Below are 19,234 nucleotides of genomic sequence, written 5' to 3' on the forward strand. Positions count from 1 at the left end.
TTATTTTACTCTTTTATCTCTCTGCCTGTTCCGGTATCTTCATCCATACTTTTCGGATTCTCTTTTCTTTCACTTCCAAAATTTTAAAATGCACTCCATCTGCGTCCAGTTCGCATTGTCCGGAATCTTTTGGAATGTATCCCAGCTCTTCAATCAAATACCCGGAAAGTGTATCATAATTTTCTGTCTCCAGCTTCAGGTTTAATTTTTCATTCAGCTCTTCGATCAGAATCGAACCATCCAGTAAATATTCCTTCTCCCCGATTTTCTGAAGTTCTACAACTTCTTCCTCATGCTCATCGGTGATTTCTCCCATTACTTCCTCCACAAGGTCCTCCACCGTAAGAATACCCGATACACCACCGTACTCATCAATCAATACCGCCATACGATTCTTCGTCTTCTGCATCTCACGAAAAAGCTCATCGGTGCTCTTTCCATCCGGCACAAAGAACGCTTCTTTCAAAAGAGCTCGGATGTCCACTTCCTCAAAGGACTTCTTTCTCGCTTCAATCATCACATCTTTTACTTGAAGAATCCCGATAATATTATCGATCTGTTCTTCATAGACAGGAATTCTTGAATGCCTTGTCTCGAGGATCTCATCCAGAATCTTCTCTAACGGCTCCTCAATGTCAATTGCAAATACTTCTCTTCGAGGCACCATCACATCTTTCGCTGTCTTATCATCAAAAGAAAAAATCGAATTGATCATTTCCTTTTCAATCTCGTTAAACACACCATTCTCGCTTCCGGTCTCTAACATCTTTTTAATCTCTTCTTCTGAAACTGCTTCCTCGAGATTCTCAGTCTTCATTCCAATCAGATGTAAAAATCCATTCGTAGACAGTGATAACAACTTAATAAACGGTGATAAAACCTTTGAAATAATATAAATCGGCTGCACAACAAATAAACTGAATGCCTCCGCTTTCTGAAGCGCAATTCTCTTCGGCACCAATTCACCAAACACGAGGGTAAAATAAGATAAGATAATCGTAACGACTACAACAGCGATCGTATTGCTGTACGGAATCCCGAACTGTGCGATCCATCCGCCCAGCACCTGTGAAATACCAGTTGCCGCAGAAGCACTTGAGAAAAATCCCGCCAGTGTGATTGCCACCTGTATCGTTGATAGAAACTTTGTAGAGTCTTCAAACAATGTCTGAAGCAGAGCTGCTCTCTTACTTCCCTCATCTGCCAGAACCTTGATCCGATTCTTATTGACTGACACCACTGCCATCTCTGCTCCCGCAAAGAAAGCATTCACCAAAGTAAGAAATGCAAGAAATAATAGTTGAAATAAAATACTGTTCCCGTCAGGGTCGCCTGCGTCCATGATAAATAAAACCTCCTGTAATTGAAATAATCTGGCTTTGATTATATCTCTTTTCAGGAGGTTCTGCAACTAGAATTCTAGTTTTTTATTTAGATTTTATAGAAGTTTTACTTTTGGATTATTTCTTAGTGGTGGAACAGACGAATTCCAGTAAATGCCATCGTCATATTGTATTTATTGCAAGTAGCGATCACATTGTCATCTCTCACAGATCCACCTGGCTGTGCAATGTATTTAACACCACTCTTATGCGCACGCTCAATATTATCCCCGAATGGGAAGAATGCATCTGAACCAAGGGCAACATCTGTCAGTTGGTCTAACCATGCACGCTTTTCTTCGCGGGTAAATACCGGTGGTTTTACTTTGAAGATATTCTGCCATGTTCCCTCTGCAAGCACATCCTCATACTCATCTCCAATGTAGAGATCGATGGAATTGTCTCGGTCTGCTCTTCCGATGCTGTCCACGAACTGAAGCCCGAGTACCTGCGGAGACTGACGTAACCACCAATTATCTGCCTTCTGACCTGCCAGACGGGTACAGTGGATTCTGGACTGCTGTCCTGCGCCTATTCCGATAGCCTGCCCACCTTTTGCATAGCATACAGAGTTTGACTGTGTATATTTCAGTGTGATCAGAGCAATTGCGAGATCGATCTTTGCCTGCTCTGGAAGTTCTTTATTTTCTGTCACAATATTGGAAAGTAATTCATCATTGATCACCAATTCATTTCTCCCCTGCTCAAATGTGATTCCGAATACTTCTTTGTGCTCAATCGGATCTGGCTCATAATTCGGATCAATTTCGATGATCGCATAATTTCCTTTTTTCTTCTGTTTTAAAAGTTCCAGTGCCTCCGGCTCATATCCCGGTGCGATCACGCCATCAGACACTTCTCTCTTGATCAGCTTTGCAGTTGCAACATCACAGACATCTGACAGAGAGATAAAATCACCGAACGAAGACATTCTGTCTGCACCTCTTGCTCTTGCATAAGCACATGCTAACGGAGATAACTCTCCCATATCGTCTACCCAGTAAATCTTTGCCAGTGTGTCGTCCATTGGAAGTCCGACTGCTGCACCTGCCGGAGAAACATGTTTGAAAGAAGTTGCTGCCGGAAGTCCTGTCGCTCTCTTTAATTCTCTTACAAGCTGCCAGCCATTAAATGCATCCAGAAAGTTAATATATCCCGGTTTTCCACATAACACCTTGATTGGAAGTTCTCCCTCTTCCATATAAATTCTGGAAGGCTTCTGATTTGGATTACATCCATACTTTAATTCTAACTCTCTCATGATCTGATTCTCCTCATCTTATTTATTTTTATTTACAATCTTTGTCTCATAGTTTCCTGTCTCAATATCGATATAGCGTACAAACAGCGATACTTTATTTTCTTCATTCAAGCTATTCCAGAGCATCTCTGTAAACTGTTCCATATCGTCTGGGATTGAGATCAGTTTTGGTTCTCCTTCAAAACTTGGAAGTGGATTGCCATCACATTTGTAAGTATGGATAAAATGTCCCTCTCCGGATACCGGATTCTGATATGCAAATGTATAGCGGTTGCATGCGTCCGGATTTCCGTTATTGCTCTTTAAAATAGACATCGCATAGTTGTATGTTCCATTTTCAATATGCATGATCCCTGAAATACGAGGTGTATAGTTTGGAGCATCCGGTTCAAATTCTCTGCTGCGAAGTGACTGCTCAAAAGTGAGCTGCTTGTCCATTCCCTCATAAATTGTATCTGTCTGATCTCCGTTTGTCACGATCGTCTTATTGCCAAGTACCCGCACTGGCGCATAGATAATTAAACTTGGATCTGTTAATTTTGAAGGGTCAAATGCCTGTGTGCGAATCCCCTGTCCTTCTTCTACAAATACACGGTTTCTGCTGTTCTCGCTTCTTCCCATAATAAAATATGCAGTGACTGCCTTTTTCCCATCCGGTGTCTTTCCGATGATGATTCCTCTTCCCGGATATGCGTTTCCCTGCAATTCTTTTTCAATTGATAACATTTCCATGAATGATTCTCCTTTATCTCTGTTCATTGTTGACCGTTTTTTCCATTTTATTATAGACCACATGTCGGACTGTTGACCAGTATATTTTACTAATAAGTCTTAATAACGCCCGGTTATAGGTTCTGCTTTTTATTTACACAAATTCTCGGAAAAATTTTTATAGAACAAAAAATAAGACTGCCGTGCTTCTTCGTGAGATGCTTCCGGCAGTCTATTCTTTTTAGCTCATTGTCGCACCATCTACTGACAGAACAACACCTGTGATATAACTTGCCATGTCACTTGCAAGAAATACAAATGCATTTGCGATATCTTCCGGTTCTCCGACACGGCGAAGTGGAATCGTATTGATCAAAGGCTGAATTACAGACTCTGGAAGTGCTGCTACCATATCTGTGCGGATCACACCCGGTGCCACTGCATTGACACGGATATTGTCCTTTCCAAGTTCTCTTGCCAGAGATTTTGTCATTCCGTTTACTGCAAATTTCGATGTCGGATATCCACATCCTGCTGGCTGTCCATAAATACTTACCATGGAACTTGTGTTCAAGATCACACCGCCTCCCTGCTCTTTCATGATGCATGCAGCTACCTGAGAGCAGTTAAACACTGCATTGACATTTAGATCCATAATCTTCTCAAATGCCGCCGGATCATAGTCATACAGCGGATCTCTTGCAGAAATTCCTGCATTATTCACAAGAACATCCAGAGATCCAAACTCTTCTTTCACTTTCTCAAACACTTCTTTCACTTCTTCGTGTTTAGTCAGATTCGGCCAATATCCTACAACCGGATACTCTGGGTTTTCCTCCTTCAGCGAAGCAAGTGCCTTCTGAACCGTCTCCTCTCTAGATCCAAGCATTGCAACCTTTGCTCCATTTTCTAAAAATTTCTTTACAGTCGCATATCCGATTCCTCTTGTTCCCCCTGTAATGACTGCAACTTTTCCCTGTAACATACCAGTTTCCTCCATCTTCTCTTCAAAATTTCATGCCAGTTTTTGTGTACTTTCTATTTGGAACTGCACACCTTTCTGTACATTAGCTGTTCTTATTTTAGCACTTATTTTCTAACAATACAATCTATATTTTAAAATTTCCTTTTAATTTCTGAATAGTTTTTTTAATTAACAAACACTTCCCTATACCTAGTATAAAATAATTCCTGCCACAACAGCGACTCCATAAAGCACTCCCATCATCTTTATATTTTCCTTCCGATTCCGATTTACTCTCCACAGTACAACCAGTCCGACTCCTGCGCTCGTACAAAGTCCTGCCACTGCCGCCGCAAAGCTGATTACGCCTTTGATATACAACTCCGTCAGAAGAACGGATGCAGCACAATTCGGAACAAACCCGATCAAAGCCGTCAAAATTGGCTGAAACACCGAACCACTCCAGAAAAGGCTTTCCACCTTTCCGATTCCCGCCACTTCCAGAACCAGATTCAGGCAGGCAGAGAAGAGGAAAATATATATAAACAGTTTCAAAGTATGATTCCATGCCGGCAGGATTACCCCATGAGAATGCCCACAACCACAAGATTCTTTCTCACACAGATCGTGAATTTCCTTTTTCTCAGAAAAAAGTTTCGGAAAGCAAAAATCTATCAGATATCCCGCAAGCACTGCAATCACGACTTTTACGAATAATAATTTCCCTACGACACCCGCACTTTCCGGCTGACCCATGATCATCAGAATTGCCTCATCCGAGGTCGACAGAAAAACGGCAAGCAATGTTCCTGCAGAAATCATTCCCCCGGAAAACAAATTTGCTGCAAGCACGGAAAATCCACACTGCGGGACACATCCAAGTACCGCTCCCAGAAGAGGCCCTGCACCTCTGATACCAGTCAGTACCCGCTGGCTAAAATTCCCCGCATGCCTTTCCATCGCCTCCAGCAGGCAAAATGCCGCAAATAAAAACGGAAGCATCCTTACACTGTCTATCGCTGCATCCATAAGCACGTCTATGAATAAGTTCATTTCGATTCTCCTCCCATTCTTCTGATACCAGACCAAAAATCTGGTATGAACCTATTTTGAAAATCCTTCTCAACTTGTATCTTTCTGATTATAACACGTTTTTTTATCTATTGACAATTAAAGTTTTTCGCTCTACACTATAAGTAGTTCACTTTGTAAACTATTTTTGATTGTTTGTAATCGATACTGATATATTTTGTACAGACTTATAGAAATGGAGAACCGTGATGGATTACGACTGGATTGAAATGATGAACTACATGCAGAACCTGCGTCAGTTTTGCAGTAGAAATGTACGGCGCACCGAAAAAGGGAGTATCTCAACTTCCCAGGAACTTGATCTTCTGTCCCGCATCTCACTGTCTGATGTGCCACTGACACCTCATGAACTATGCGGTTGTATGGGACTTGGCAAATCTGCAGTCAGCCGTCTGATCGAACATTTGGTAAAAAAAGAACTACTTACAAAAGAGCCAAGCCTGACAGATAGGAGAAGTTATCACCTCTCGATCACAGAAAGAGGGCAAAAAGCATTGGAGGAGACTTACAACTATTACCTCTCACCGATTTACACAATGCGGCGCAGACTAGGAGAGGCACAATTTTTGAAACTGATGGAACTGATTCACGAAACAAACGATGTCCTGCAAGACATCGAACACTAGGAGGGATTTCTATTGACTTTTTATCAAGAACTACAACTAAATCAAGCCGGTTCAAAAGCACTGATCCGAAATATCAAAGATCCAAAAGAAAAGTGGAAACACATTTGTATCTACCTGTTTAAGATTTTACTGACAGTAGCATTCTGTGTTGTATTTGTCACAATCTATACAAAAGTATTCGGAGAAGAAAACAGTATCGTAGGCGTCGTTGTTCTACTTGCCGTGATGGTCTTCCGCAATGCAGACCTCGGCATCAAGAACTCTCACGGAGTTCTACTACTTGCTATCATTTACGGAATCCTTGCATTTGGACCAAGAATCTCGAACATGGTCGGACCATTCCCGGCATTTTTGATCAATGTAGTCTGCATCGGCGCCCTGATGTCTCTTGGCTGTCACAATGTAATTATGTCCAATCATTCTACATTCGTCCTCGGCTACCTGCTCCTTCAGGGATATGATACTACCGGAAACTCTTACCTTTTACGTCTTGCCGGACTTTCTGTCGGAGCTTTGGCAACCTGCTTTATCCTCTGGAGAAACCACCGGAAAGTCCATTACAAACGTACGATCCGACATATTTTCCAGGAATTTGACATTCACTCTATGCGTACACGGTGGCAGATCCGCCTGACACTTGGTGTTTCTACCGCAATGCTGTTCGCGTCTCTGATCCATCTTCCGAGAGTGATGTGGGTCGGGATCGCAACGATGTCCGTTCTGCTTCCATTTAAAAAGGATCTGATCGAGCGTGTCAAATACCGTGCACCCGGAAATATTCTCGGAGGGCTCTGTTTCCTCTGCCTCTACTATTTGCTTCCTGAAAGCTGTTATGGCTATATCGGTATGATCGGTGGAATCGGAGTCGGACTCTCTGCAACTTATGGATGGCAGGCAGTATTTAACTCTTTCGGAGCGCTGTCAATTGCCATGAGTTCCTTCGGAGTTGCAGGAGCAATCATCCTCCGTGTGCTCACAAACGCATTCGGTTCTGTGTACGGACTGTTCTTCCACAATATTTTTGAAAGCGGATACAACTGGATCAGCGAAAAAGTTTTTGCAAAAAAAATTGTTTCGGAGAATTAATAATTTTCGAGCTGTATAATTATCACTGGTATTTTGATTTAGTAGCATAATTCATTATAGAAAAAATCGCCCGGGCCATGAGGTCTGAGCGATTTTTCTATTAGGGGAGTTTTTTACAGTCCCTATCTTTTTATCAAAATCAGTGTGCAAAAGAATTAAAAAATTTCTATTTTATCTTGTCGTCCATGCTCCTTTAGTAAAATCTGGAATCATTACCGGCCTGCCACCTGCAAGAATAGACTCTTCAGAAAGTGCTGTGATACACATCCATGCAGCAGTGTCATAAACATCAATTGGACACGAAGTTTCATTTAAAATACTATCGAAAAATTCCCGGAACACTAACCAGTCCATTCCATCGTGGGAACCACGCACTCCTTCTTCTTTATATTGTTTCCACATCGGATGTTCATACTCTTTGCTGTACTCTTCTGCATTTCCCCACTGTTCTTTCCATTTGAAATCATATGCTTCATGTTGTTTATCGAGAAATACCGAATCCGTCACTTCTTCATACATTCCCTTTGTCCCACGCACAGTAAAATCCCGGCTGTAATATCTCGGAAGTGTTGTATCCAGCGTCAATGTGATCGTCTCTCCTCCAGCACAACGAATCACAGTTGTAACAACATCTCCCTGAGCAAATGCTGCGTGAGCAAGTTCGTGTTCTTCTCCCATACGATCTGTAATATATTCGTGGAGCCCTGCTGCCTTTGAGGATGTAGAAGTCAGTGAAACCATTCTATTTCCATGGTTAATATGAAGTAACTGTGCAATCGGCCCCAACTCATGTGTCGGGTAGTTCTCACAGTTCCGGTTCAAATAATTTCTCAAACGATAATGACGATACTTCTCTCCACCACTCACTTCATCTCGAAGGTCATGATGATATCCACCTTTACAATGTACCACTGTTCCCAATACCCCAAGTTCTGCCATATGCATCGCCATCATTTCCCGGCGTCCATAACAGCAATTCTCTAGCATCATAATAGGTGTCTTTGTCTCCTCATAAGTCCGCACAAGTTCCCAGCACTGTTCCACTGTATATGCTCCTCCGACTTCCATACCGACTGCCTTTCCTGCACGCATTGCTTCGATTGCAATGGCAATATGATCTTCCCATGCACAGGTAATGATCACTGTATCGACTTCCGGATCTGCAATGACTTCATGATAATCTAATGTGACTGTCGGTCTTTTTCCCTGCACCTCTTCGACCTGATCTGCTGCCTTTTCTGCGCGATCTTCATAACTGTCACAAACAGACTTAATATCCGCCTTTCCAAGCGGAAGAATGATGTCCCGCAAAAGTAACGTTCCTCTCGCCCCAAACCCAATCATTCCTACATTTAATTTTTCTCGATTCATTCTGTCAGTTCTCCTTCTATCCTTCTTACTTTTCCTCAAATTTCAATACACCATCCAGGTAAAATCGTTCCCCCTCCATTGGAGGAAATGTATCTGTCTGGAAAATCTTATTTCCACTCATGTGAATTTCTTCAATATTCTGCGCCCATAAAATACGGTCATCAAAACAATAAAATTCATTGTCTCGCAGTTCTAAATATTTATGATAACGTTGTCCTTGCACATATTTCTTTGCACTTGGTGATACCTGAATTGGTGCGTTTCCCCAGTCAGGTACATATGCACAGTCGATAAACTGATTCTGTTCCACAACGATATGTCTTGTGGCTCCAGACTCAAACCAATAATTGGAATCTCCCTCAATCAAGATCGCCGAGCCCGCAGTCTTAAATACATTCTTTCTCACAAGAACATCCCCCGCACTCGTCAGAAGCAGTCCTCTTGCACGATTGTTCTGAAATGTACACCCTTCCACAAGCACATCCGGTACATAATCTGTATTTTCTACTACAAAGCTTTCCTTCCACTCCGTTACCGGACGATCAAACTTCATATACTGATAATCTCCATTAAGCATCTGATGCTCTTCCAGTCTGACAGTCTCAATTTCCAGCATTGTCTCATTATCAATAATCCGGAACTGTTCCCCTTTCTTCCCAAGTGGAACTCCTTTCTGCATCCCTTCCACAAGTTCGACCATTACTTCTCTCTCACTGATAATCTTGTGGATCCTTCCGTAGATCCCATGGACGTTCAGCGGATCATCCAGCTGATTTTCCAGCAGGCAGTCCTGAATCTGTATCTTCCCTCTGCAATAGATCAGGTGGAATCCATCTGCAGTCGCTGTAAAAATTCGCTTCTTTTCCGGGTGTCTGCGTACATCAAATCTGCGCATCGTAAGGTTTTCCGAAAACTGTGCAATCACTGCCATCCCGACACAATGGTACAGTACGATATCCTGCAGCACGATATCTTTACTGTACGTCACATAAAATGCCGGATGTGTCCTTGCATGATGACGAAAGATTAGATCATTTCCCACCTGTGACGTCTTTAAAAATTCCTTATCTCCGAGCAACCTGATTTCCACAACTCCCGGTTCCAGCTCATCAAACACTGCACCGTAAGACCATGGATATGGACGGTTGAACCCGATATCGTGTCCCTGACAGACTGGCGCATGCCTCTTTCCATCCATCTCCAAACATCCATATGTCATTTCATTGAAAAAATTTTCGCCGCGAAAATATAATCTTCCATTAAAAATCTCATATGGATACTCGGTTGGATCAATCTCCACGACCATCCGCTGCGGTTCCAGCTCCCGAATCTTCCCTTCTGAATATCCCGGTCGCACGTAGTCAATCTTGACTCCTTCGATTGTTATATCCTCACATGCATGAAGGTAAAACGGAATCACATCCGTGTGAAATAAAAACTGTGTCTCTTCTCCCCGGATCACGAGATGTTGAAATCCCGTCAGATCAAATGCAATCCGCTTGATTGTATCTTCATCGTGATTGGAGATATAAAGAAGCTTCTCCACCGCATAGTCTGGATAAAAATGGTACGTTCCCGGCTCAAATATGATCTGAATTCCCTCCTCTTCTCTGAGTTGATCCAGCATCTGCCTTAACTTCCATGTATTTTCCCGGCAGTCTTCCGGGAAAATACCATAAGTGCTTACCTCTATCTGTTTCATAACCTTGCTCCTTTGTGACCGCTTTTTCTGTTCTTTTATCGATTTATCCCTTCACACTTCCCATGACAAGTCCTTTTGTGAAATACTTCTGTAAAAACGGATAAATCATCATCACCGGAAGTGCTCCAAGGAATAGTTGTGCAGCCCGTCCAGTTCTTGCATTCATTTGCACAAGAAGTCTCTGAATATCCCCTGCTCCTTGTTGCTGTAAAATCTGCTCAAAATTCTGAAGCAGTGATTGCAGGTAAGTCTGAAGTGGATAATTATCTGGATTATTCATATAAATCATTCCACTGAACCAGTCATTCCAATGTGAAACGATACAAAAAAGTCCTACCGTTGCAAGTGCTGGTTTTAAAACTGGAAGAAGAATCCTTACCAGTATCTGAAATGGTGTCGCCCCATCTATCACTGCTGCCTCCTCAATCTCCTCCGGGATTCCCCGCATAAAATTCATGAGGATTACCATATTGTAGACCGGAAGTGCCCCCGGCAAAATCAAAGACCATATCGTATCTTTTAATCCTAGCTTTGTGACAACAAGATACGTTGGAATCATTCCTCCACTGATTAACATTGTAATCACAAAAAATGTCATATAAATATTTCGTCCGGCAACTTTTTTGCTGGATTTTGACAATGGATATGCTGTAAGAACCATCAAGATTAAGTTTAGCCCCACACCAAGAACTACTCTCTCCACCGAAATCAAAAGTGCCCTCAGAAATTTCCCTCCTCTTAGTGCAAACTCATAAGCTGATGTCGTAAAATCTACCGGAAGCAATCCGACTTTTCCTGCATTTACTGCCGCACTTCCACTAAAAGATACTGCAAGAAGATGTATAAACGGAAGTAGGCAGGTCGCAGAGACCAGAATTAAAAATGTTATATTTACGGCATTGAAAATCCTATTTGCCCTTGTCTTGTATTGTTTCATAAATTTATTTCCCCCTGTTTAGAAAATTCTGTATCCCGCCAGCTTATCTGCTAAAATATAAGACAGTCCTACCATGATGCATGAGACAACTGACTTAAATAATCCGATGGCTGCTCCAACGGAATACTGCGCCTGCTGTATACCAAGCCGATATACATATGTATCAATAATATCTCCGGTCTCATAGACAATCGGGGAATATAAGTTGAAAATCTGGTCAAATCCGGCATTTAACACACTTCCCAACGCAAGTACTGTCATCAGGATAATCGTCGGCATCAAAAGCGGAATCGTAATGTAACGGATCTGCTGCCATCTTGTAGCTCCATCAAGAAGTGCTGACTCATACAGTCCTGGATCAATGCTCGTAAGCGCTGCAAGATAAACAACCGTTCCAAATCCAAAACCTTTCCAGATGTCGCTAATGATCATTGTCCACGGAAACACCTTAGGACTTCCCAAGAAATTTATCACTGGAAATCCAATTGCTGTCAACAATTCATTGAATGCACCATTTTTGGCCAATAAGTCCATCATCACGCCTGCCATGATTACCCATGACAAAAAGTTTGGAATATAAATTAACGTCTGAAAAATTCTTTTCAGTTTGTTCGATATCAACTCATTTAACAACAGCGCAAAAACTACTGGAACAACAATCCCTCCGATTAATTTAAAAAATGCAATATAAAATGTATTCCAGATCGTTCTTAAAAATGCAGGCTGACTAAACAGATATTGAAAATTTTTCAATCCAACCCACGGAGATGAAAATCCCATTCCCGGATTATAATTCTGAAAAGCAATAATCACACCATACAATGGAATATAGCTGAAGATCAACACAAGGAGCACCCCTGGCAAAAGCATCAAATGGTATTGCCACTGTTTCTTAAATTTTGCTAACATATTCTATTCTCCTTTATCCTTAAAAGAAAAATATCCTCCTTAGCAGACTGCCGCATCCGGAGGACATTCTTTCTTGTTTACTCTTTATTATTTACACAATTCGTTTACTTCTTTTGTCGCAGCTTCTCCGCCGGCTGCTTTCCAATTTTCTACCAATGTGTCAAAATATTCGACCGGCTTTTCTCCTACAATGATCTTTGTAAACCCTTCTTTTAAGATATCATCTAATGTACTTCCAGAACTTAATAATGTTTCTACCTGTTGTCCCCAGTAAGCATCTTTTACAATCTCATTATTGTCGATCATTTCTTTTGAAATCCGGTATGCTGATTTCGGACTTCCCTGCTGCATCCAGTCTCCGACCGCTTCCGGTGTCTTTTTCTCAAGCCATTCTACACAGTGTTCATATTTTACAGCATCTTTTCCAAGTTCAGAAGAATCCACATCTTCACCATTCTGATATTTTTCCAAATAGCTTGTTACATTCTCAAACTGATTATAATCGGTCATCGGGTTAATGACACGCAACGCATATGGGATATTTGTATAAGCATGGTTAAAGAGACTGTCAATAAATTTGGTATCTTCTTTGCCTTGTGCATCATCCATCATATATGCATAGAAATTCAACAACTTGACTGCTGCCTCCGGATTCTTACATGTCTTGCTGACAACAACATATCCGATATTGGAATATTTTACATTTGCTTTTACCTCTTCTCCATTTGCAGACGGAATCTTATAAGCATCAAAGCATGCCTGGTCACCAAGATTTGAAATAATGTCTGGTCCCGGTTGATAGCCAAACCACTGTGCAAACGGACAGATTCCTACTTCACCATTAATGATTCCCTGGAACATTTTTTCCATATCAGTTGTCGCAAACTCTGGATTGATCAGACCTTCTTTATACCACTCCGTATATTTTGCAAGTACCTCTTTCATCTGTGGCTGTACAGATCCATACTCCAGATTTCCATCTTCTCCTTCTACCCAGATTCCTGGATGCGCTCCCCATGCAACAGCAAGATTGTTCATACATTCCAGATCCTGATCCTCTGTAATTGCATAAGTACCATGGGTTTCTTGGAAAGTCCTCGCAAGTTTTTCAAACTCATCCATTGTTTTGATTTCTTGAAGTCCTGCCTCTTCTGCCCAGTCCTGACGAACCCAAATCTGTGTTGGCTGATCAATAATTCCATATGTCAGCTGCGGGATACCATATAATTTTCCATCTCGCTTACCGGTCTCAAAAGTATCTGTTTCCATTTCCATATATTTTTTTAGATTATCTGAAGCATATGTATCAAAGATTTCTCCCAGATCCCAGATTAAGTCTGCATCGATCAGCTGTTGAAGTTGCTGACTAGATACACTAAATACATCTGGAAGATTTCCATCTGCAATCGTAAGATTTAACTTCGTCTTATAATCATTGCTCACCCAGTCATTAACGACTTTGATATTTAACCGCTCCTCATAAGCACGGTACCATGGATTATCACCGTAGTCGTCACCCTCCTGCCACTGGATTCCGGCATTTTCCGGTAGCACAGTTGAGATTGTCACCGTTTCGCTATATTTATCCAATGCTCCCTTTGGTGCTTCTACATGTTTTTGTTCTGTCTTTTTCTTCTCCCCTCCGGATTCTGTCCCTTTGCTCATACACCCGGTCATTCCAAATACAAGCGTACTTGCAAGCAGTACTGATAACACTTTCTTTCTTTTCATTTTCTCCATCCCTTTCTCTTCTCACCGAAGATTTTTATTCTCTGTATTTGTTTCTGTCCTTATTTTATTGGATTCCCATCCAAAAACATATAAAATATTTTTACATTTGTGTAGTTTCTTGCACTATTTCTGCTAAGATAACAAAATTTTATACAAATCACAAAATATTATAACTCTCTCACTTTGTATTCCATTTCTCCTTATGCTATACTAAATCATACGAAAACAGTATGAATTTTAGTGTAAATATATCGCTCTATACCTTATCAGAAAAAGTCTGCCCTCGGCAGGCATGTATTACAAAATGCTCGGAAAAATACAAAAAATATAGAAAGGAATTTGTAAAAGTCAACCATGTCTGGAAAAATATATTTAAAAACTCTTCTACACCCAAATGCTTTTCATGAAAGAAATTTACTATTAAAAAAAGTAATCCTTCTTTTTCTAGCTGTTCTCCTGCCCCTCATGACTGTCAGCCTAATCTATCTAAACCACAATAATTTGAAACAGAGGCAGCAGACTCTAGATGCTATCCAGTCTAATAATGATTCTTATATTGCCCGCCTAGATGAAAATCTACAGCAGATCTACACTGCCAATCTTCATATTATTGAGCAGAATTTTCTCCGGGATCTTGCTGTCATCTACCCTTATCTTTCCACCTATGATAAAAGTGTCCGTGTCAACTTGCTCCGTGAGCAGCTGTCAAGCCTCTGCGCCTCCTCTCCACTTTTGGAGTCTGCTCATGCCTATCTCTTCAATTATAATCTAATGTACAATTCCGACAATTACCCCATCGGAAGTTATTGTACACTCAACGAAGAAGAAACTCGCTTTTACCAGGAGTTGTCAAAGACACACGGATTAGTAGAATATTATGAATCTCCACTAGAGAAAAGGAAAACACTGTCTGTATTTATGGCTCCATTTTCATCAAGCCCTGCCTTTGCCGTCAATTTCATTCTATCCGAAAATGCACTGAAATCCTATCTGGAATCAAATAGCTCTTATTCTGATGAATTTTATCTATTTGAAATAGAAAATGGATTTTCCCTTTCAAACCTTCCTTCTGATCTTCGCAAAGAAGCATCGAACTTCCTTAAGCAGAATGCACATACATCTGCTCCTTCCTATCAAAAAGTGGAACTACATGGAAAATTTTACACTGCATTTCTCAGCCGGATGGAATCCTCGAGCGGTATCTATGTACGGCTGATTTCAGACACCTCGCTCCTTCCATCGATCCGCTACAGTTATGGTCTGCTCTTTTTGTTCTTCTTTCTCATCATCTGTGCCAGCATCCTGTTTTTCATTGGAATTTATCACATGGTACATAAGCCTCTAAGCAAACTGACAGATGCTTTTGATGAAGTCGAACACGGTAATTTCCAAGTACAGATCATACAGACTGGAAATGATGATTTTGCCTATTTGTACCATGCCTTTAACAACATGGCACTCAAATTAAGTCGCTTAATTGAGCAGGATTATAATCAGAAACTTTTATTGCAAAAAGCAGAAATGAAACAACTTCAAGCACAGATCAACCCTCACTTTCTGTACAATAGCTTCTTTATGCTTCAACGTATGATCCGCTTTGAACCAGAAGAAGCTTCCATGGTTGCAAATGCCCTTGCTTCCTGTTTCCGCTATATTACAAAAAATAGTATGGATCATGTGACACTTGCAGAAGAATATGCACACATGAAAAATTATGTTTATATCCAGGGGCTTCGCTTTGCTGGCCGTATTCAGATTGAACTGGAAGAATTGCCTGACTGCTTTTCATCATTGTCCGTTCCTAAACTAATCCTTCAGCCACTCCTTGAAAATGCATTTCAGTACGGATTAAAAAATAAAATCTGCGATGGATTGATCCGTGTACGTTTTCTTTCCAAAGAACATTCTCTGCTCATGATCATCGAAGATAACGGAGAAGAACTCTCAGACGAACTACTTACCACACTTCAGAAAAAACTTCAGGATAGCGCTCATTCTTCCGCCGGAGTAGAAATGTCAGGAATCCTGAATATCCAGAGACGTCTGCACATTTTCTCGAATGACCGGGATACTTTGGAAATTTCGCGTTCTCTACTTGGAGGGCTTTGCGCTACAATTATGCTCCATATGGAATCAGATGATTATTCCGGCTCCTTTCGCAATAATAATACATAAATCAGATGACTTCTGTGAAATGTAGGAATTTTTTATGGAAATATAACACTAAATAAGGGGGATATTATGAACTTGCTAATTGTTGATGATGAACGTTATATTGTAAACTATCTGTTTGCTCTGATCGAAGAACATATAGAAATAGATTTGAATATTCAGAAAGCCTATTCTGGATCAGAAGCGCTGGAAATCCTTTCGATTTCTAAAATTGATCTGATGCTGCTTGATATCCACATGCCTGGATACAGTGGGCTAGAACTTGCCGGGAAAGTCAGCGCAAGCTGGCCAAGATGTCATATTATCTTTCTGACTGCTTATGACAACTTTGAATATATTTATCAGGCAAACCGACTCTCTCATACTTCTTATCTGCTGAAGACTGAGTCAGATGAAACGATTTTGGCTGAAGTGCGTTGTGCCATTGAAAAAATCATAAAAGAATCCCAGACCGATCTCCTACTTGACAGCTCTCAGAGCAAAGATCGTCTTCTGACACATCTTATGCAACAGAATCTTCTTAGGGAAATACTGACCGGGCATGATTCCCATCAGATTTGTCGGGATCTTACTCTCGCGGGATCTGACTTCTGTCTCGATTTCTCTCAACCGGTATACCTTGCTTACATGGTCGTACATCTCCGTTCCATTGACGAATATGCAAAAAATATGTCCACCTTTGTCCTGGAATACCTCACTTTGGCAGAAGAACTTCTGAAACATTCTTTTAGCTATACGATGTTGAATCTGAATCATGGAAATATGCTTTGGTTCTTTCAGCCATCAAAAGATTTTAGTAAATCCATTCCAAATGAACTTACATTTCTGAAAAGCTGTCTGGAAGACCTAATGAATTACAGTATGAATTCCCTGCACCGGAATGTGAATCTGATTCTTTATCCACAACCGGTTTCTCTGGATGCTACTGCCAATACTTACTATCGCCTTCTTCAGCAGCTGGAAATCCAGAATACCGGAAACATTTGGACAGTCTCTTCTGTTTCTCTCTTTGAGACAAAAACGGACTCAGAAACTTCTGTCACTTTCAAAAATTCTGACAGAAATGCCGCCTCACAGAAATTGCAGGAGTTATCCTTTTACCTTTATCAGAATACCTGGTCCGAATATCTCCTCGCCCTCCACTCCCTGCGGGATCTCTGTAAAAAGCAAAAAAGTATCCATGCGTTGGAAGCAATTGAAATCTATCTCGGTATCTCTGCAACATTGATTTCCTACATTACTCTCTACCATCTGCAGGAAAAACTTGCTCCGCGGACTGCAATCTACCCGCTTTATCACTTAAATGACTTTACAAGCTGGGAAGAAGCTTTCGGTTACTTAGAAAATTTTTCTACACAATTATTTGAAGTACTATCACTAAAAGCCACCGATAAAAATGAAACGGTCATTTTAAAAATCAAAACCTATATTAAAGAACACTTAAACGAAACTATTTCCTTATCAACCTTATCCTCAATTGTAAATTATAACGAGACCTATATTTCCCGCCTGTTCCGACAGATTACCGGGATAAAATTATCGGAATACATTTATCAAGAGCGACTGGCAAAAGCAAAATATCTTCTTGCAACAAGCAATGATCCAATCCAGACAATCGCTTCCGCGACCGGTTTCGACAGCCAGCAGTACTTCTCCCTCTGCTTTAAAAAAGCAACCGGAATTTCTCCGAGTGAATATCAAAGAATGTATAAAAATTGATTATATTTTCTTCAAACTAAAACTGCCAGACCTTTATGAACAGCGAAAACCCGTCAACCACAAGGGCTAACGGGCTTCGTTGTTTTATAGTTATCTAAAGGAATGAGAGTAAAGTATGCGTCTTATCTTCAACGCTCTACTTTAAGAGGGGGGAGATAGTGATTACTTAATCAACTATCTGACTCTTAGTATAAAAGGAAAATGTGTCCAAAGTATGATTGTTTTCTAAAAGAAAGCGAAAAATTCTTAAAAAAAAATAAACATAACTCTTTTCATACGTGGCAGCTCTCATTCTGCTGTTTTATTTTTAATAACTGCGAAGCTGATCACTGCCGTCATCAACTGTATTTTCTATTTCTTTGATCACTACATAATATCCGGCATCTCCAGATACCCGGATGAAAACTCTATCCCCTGCTTTTTTCCCAAGAATCGCTTTTCCAATCGGGGATTCTGTGCTAATAAGCCCTTTTAAGGAATTTCCCCGCACGGTTGTCACCAGTTTGAATACTTCCACCTCATCATCTTCTTCAAAATAGAGGTGCACGGTGTTGTTTAATCCCACTTCATCTTCTTTTGATTCATCGGATACAATCTTTGCAGTCTTGATCATCCGTTCCAAATACCGAATTCTGCTCTCATTTTTGTTTTTCTCTTTCTTAGCGGCATGATATTCAAAATTTTCACTCAAGTCCCCATGTGCTCTCGCTTCTTTGACATCTTCCAGCAGCTCTTTTCGAAGCACAATCTTCCGGTATTCAATCTCTTCGCGCATTTTCTTGATATCATTTTTTGTCAGTTCATTATACATCTGCAATCACCGCCTTTGCAAAACAGATTGGAAGATGAAAATTTGGTTCTTCGCTCTCAATCGGACTGTAACATCCAAAATGCTGGATCTTGTCGTCCTCTGAGATTTTATAAAAATTGCAGTAAAATCTTTGTCCCGATTTTAGCTTCTCAAGAGAAGTAATTTCTCCAAGCAGTGCTTCCGGGATCAAAACAGATACACACCACCGATCTGATTCTATTTTCGCCCTACACTCTGCCTCCTGATAATACACATCTGAAATTAATGTCCGATTCTCTCTTGTATATCCTTTCTCCGCATACAGTGCTCCGTTGGCATTCATCTCAAAATTTATATAAATACACTGTTTCTCTATGCTCATATCTCCCTCCGGGAATGCAAAAAAAGCTTCCAGTGCGCTATCCTTATAGACGAGTTCTTTATCTTTGTTGCAAAGTCGCTTCGGATCACACTCTTCACAGGTCATCTCCACATAAATTCCCTGCCCATCGATATATCCGGCTCTGCCATATGCTTTCGGCGTTTGTAAACTGTTCCACAAATATTGATTGATTGCGAACAGTTCGCATTGATCGATCTGTGTCCGGTCCGCTATGCGGTATATTTTATATTCCATTTTTTCCTCCATCATTCTCACAATCTGCTATTTTAAGCTTCCAGTTTATTATACCGCTTTTCCTCTGCCTTTTCATCATTTTTCTAGTTCTTATTGAAATCTCTTCCCGATTTTATATTTCGGATTTTTGCCGCGCTTTTCTCC

16 protein-coding genes are annotated in these 19,234 nt (G+C 40.8%); 4 read left to right on the top strand and 12 right to left on the bottom strand.

The features are described 5' to 3' along the window. Positions 1-13: 13 nt before the first annotated feature. From ACGG81_RS11755 to ACGG81_RS11775, 5 genes are all read right to left on the bottom strand, one after another. A complete protein-coding gene (locus ACGG81_RS11755; RefSeq protein WP_390108493.1) occupies positions 14-1,342 on the bottom strand; it encodes a hemolysin family protein in 1,329 nt (442 codons plus the stop codon). 125 nt (positions 1,343-1,467) lie between these two features. Continuing rightward, positions 1,468-2,643, bottom strand: coding sequence for a phosphoribosylaminoimidazolecarboxamide formyltransferase (locus tag ACGG81_RS11760; RefSeq protein WP_008977465.1), 1,176 nt, complete (start codon positions 2,641-2,643; stop codon positions 1,468-1,470). Between the two features lie 18 nt (positions 2,644-2,661). After that, positions 2,662-3,375 (bottom strand): IMP cyclohydrolase, encoded by a 714-nt coding sequence (locus tag ACGG81_RS11765; RefSeq protein ID WP_270457259.1) that lies wholly within the window; start codon positions 3,373-3,375, stop codon positions 2,662-2,664. A gap of 220 nt (positions 3,376-3,595) precedes the next feature. After that, the gene (locus tag ACGG81_RS11770; RefSeq protein WP_008977467.1) at positions 3,596-4,339 is read right to left on the bottom strand and encodes an SDR family NAD(P)-dependent oxidoreductase; all 744 of its coding nucleotides are present in this window, start codon (positions 4,337-4,339) and stop codon (positions 3,596-3,598) included. Between the two features lie 189 nt (positions 4,340-4,528). Beyond that, positions 4,529-5,371, bottom strand: coding sequence for a putative manganese transporter (locus ACGG81_RS11775; RefSeq protein WP_009263650.1), 843 nt, complete (start codon positions 5,369-5,371; stop codon positions 4,529-4,531). Positions 5,372-5,598: 227 nt separating this feature from the next. Here ACGG81_RS11775 and ACGG81_RS11780 point away from each other — a divergent pair, with 227 nt between their 5' ends. Together ACGG81_RS11780 and ACGG81_RS11785 are read left to right on the top strand one after the other, a co-directional pair. Continuing rightward, the gene (locus ACGG81_RS11780) at positions 5,599-6,036 is read left to right on the top strand and encodes a MarR family winged helix-turn-helix transcriptional regulator (protein WP_009263651.1); all 438 of its coding nucleotides are present in this window, start codon (positions 5,599-5,601) and stop codon (positions 6,034-6,036) included. Between the two features lie 12 nt (positions 6,037-6,048). Then, positions 6,049-7,122, top strand: coding sequence for an FUSC family protein (locus ACGG81_RS11785; protein WP_016439846.1), 1,074 nt, complete (start codon positions 6,049-6,051; stop codon positions 7,120-7,122). 171 nt (positions 7,123-7,293) lie between these two features. On the opposite strand, the gene ACGG81_RS11790 is transcribed toward ACGG81_RS11785, so the two are convergent. The 5 genes from ACGG81_RS11790 to ACGG81_RS11810 form a co-directional block, all read right to left on the bottom strand. Continuing rightward, positions 7,294-8,493, bottom strand: a complete 1,200-nt coding sequence (locus ACGG81_RS11790) for a Gfo/Idh/MocA family protein (protein WP_119987536.1) — start codon at positions 8,491-8,493, stop codon at positions 7,294-7,296. Positions 8,494-8,518: 25 nt separating this feature from the next. After that, a complete protein-coding gene (locus ACGG81_RS11795) occupies positions 8,519-10,195 on the bottom strand; it encodes a right-handed parallel beta-helix repeat-containing protein (RefSeq protein ID WP_120105579.1) in 1,677 nt (558 codons plus the stop codon). 43 nt (positions 10,196-10,238) lie between these two features. Further along, positions 10,239-11,132, bottom strand: a complete 894-nt coding sequence (locus ACGG81_RS11800; RefSeq protein WP_008977473.1) for a carbohydrate ABC transporter permease — start codon at positions 11,130-11,132, stop codon at positions 10,239-10,241. 18 nt (positions 11,133-11,150) lie between these two features. Further along, entirely contained in the window at positions 11,151-12,041 is an 891-nt protein-coding gene (locus ACGG81_RS11805) for a sugar ABC transporter permease (RefSeq protein WP_016441502.1), read from the bottom strand. Between the two features lie 87 nt (positions 12,042-12,128). After that, the gene (locus ACGG81_RS11810) at positions 12,129-13,772 is read right to left on the bottom strand and encodes an extracellular solute-binding protein (RefSeq protein ID WP_270196471.1); all 1,644 of its coding nucleotides are present in this window, start codon (positions 13,770-13,772) and stop codon (positions 12,129-12,131) included. Positions 13,773-14,273: 501 nt separating this feature from the next. Between ACGG81_RS11810 and ACGG81_RS11815 the strand changes: the two genes are divergently transcribed. Next, the gene (locus ACGG81_RS11815) at positions 14,274-15,947 is read left to right on the top strand and encodes a sensor histidine kinase (RefSeq protein ID WP_390108500.1); all 1,674 of its coding nucleotides are present in this window, start codon (positions 14,274-14,276) and stop codon (positions 15,945-15,947) included. 66 nt (positions 15,948-16,013) lie between these two features. After that, positions 16,014-17,663 (top strand): helix-turn-helix domain-containing protein, encoded by a 1,650-nt coding sequence (locus tag ACGG81_RS11820; RefSeq protein ID WP_119987546.1) that lies wholly within the window; start codon positions 16,014-16,016, stop codon positions 17,661-17,663. A gap of 307 nt (positions 17,664-17,970) precedes the next feature. On the opposite strand, the gene ACGG81_RS11825 is transcribed toward ACGG81_RS11820, so the two are convergent. Further along, positions 17,971-18,474 (bottom strand): GreA/GreB family elongation factor, encoded by a 504-nt coding sequence (locus ACGG81_RS11825; RefSeq protein ID WP_016439847.1) that lies wholly within the window; start codon positions 18,472-18,474, stop codon positions 17,971-17,973. Beyond that, positions 18,467-19,090, bottom strand: a complete 624-nt coding sequence (locus ACGG81_RS11830; RefSeq protein ID WP_336305101.1) for a carbohydrate-binding family 9-like protein — start codon at positions 19,088-19,090, stop codon at positions 18,467-18,469. The genes ACGG81_RS11825 and ACGG81_RS11830 overlap by 8 nt, the downstream gene beginning before the upstream one ends. Positions 19,091-19,234: the final 144 nt, after the last annotated feature.

This window comes from Faecalimonas umbilicata (genome assembly GCF_042846195.1).
Lineage (GTDB): Bacteria > Bacillota > Clostridia > Lachnospirales > Lachnospiraceae > Faecalimonas > Faecalimonas umbilicata.

Bases quoted from the DNA above. Each gene is read 5' to 3' on its own strand.
- ACGG81_RS11805 (WP_016441502.1), bottom strand. From the start codon at position 12,041: ATGTTAGCAAAATTTAAGAAACAGTGGCAATACCATTTGATGCTTTTG.
- ACGG81_RS11790 (WP_119987536.1), bottom strand. From the start codon at position 8,493: ATGAATCGAGAAAAATTAAATGTAGGAATGATTGGGTTTGGGGCGAGA.
- ACGG81_RS11825 (WP_016439847.1), bottom strand. From the start codon at position 18,474: ATGTATAATGAACTGACAAAAAATGATATCAAGAAAATGCGCGAAGAG.
- ACGG81_RS11780 (WP_009263651.1), top strand. From the start codon at position 5,599: ATGGATTACGACTGGATTGAAATGATGAACTACATGCAGAACCTGCGT.
- ACGG81_RS11830 (WP_336305101.1), bottom strand. From the start codon at position 19,090: ATGGAATATAAAATATACCGCATAGCGGACCGGACACAGATCGATCAA.
- ACGG81_RS11760 (WP_008977465.1), bottom strand. From the start codon at position 2,643: ATGAGAGAGTTAGAATTAAAGTATGGATGTAATCCAAATCAGAAGCCT.
- ACGG81_RS11765 (WP_270457259.1), bottom strand. From the start codon at position 3,375: ATGGAAATGTTATCAATTGAAAAAGAATTGCAGGGAAACGCATATCCG.
- ACGG81_RS11800 (WP_008977473.1), bottom strand. From the start codon at position 11,132: ATGAAACAATACAAGACAAGGGCAAATAGGATTTTCAATGCCGTAAAT.
- ACGG81_RS11795 (WP_120105579.1), bottom strand. From the start codon at position 10,195: ATGAAACAGATAGAGGTAAGCACTTATGGTATTTTCCCGGAAGACTGC.
- ACGG81_RS11820 (WP_119987546.1), top strand. From the start codon at position 16,014: ATGAACTTGCTAATTGTTGATGATGAACGTTATATTGTAAACTATCTG.
- ACGG81_RS11775 (WP_009263650.1), bottom strand. From the start codon at position 5,371: ATGAACTTATTCATAGACGTGCTTATGGATGCAGCGATAGACAGTGTA.
- ACGG81_RS11810 (WP_270196471.1), bottom strand. From the start codon at position 13,772: ATGAAAAGAAAGAAAGTGTTATCAGTACTGCTTGCAAGTACGCTTGTA.
- ACGG81_RS11770 (WP_008977467.1), bottom strand. From the start codon at position 4,339: ATGTTACAGGGAAAAGTTGCAGTCATTACAGGGGGAACAAGAGGAATC.
- ACGG81_RS11755 (WP_390108493.1), bottom strand. From the start codon at position 1,342: ATGGACGCAGGCGACCCTGACGGGAACAGTATTTTATTTCAACTATTA.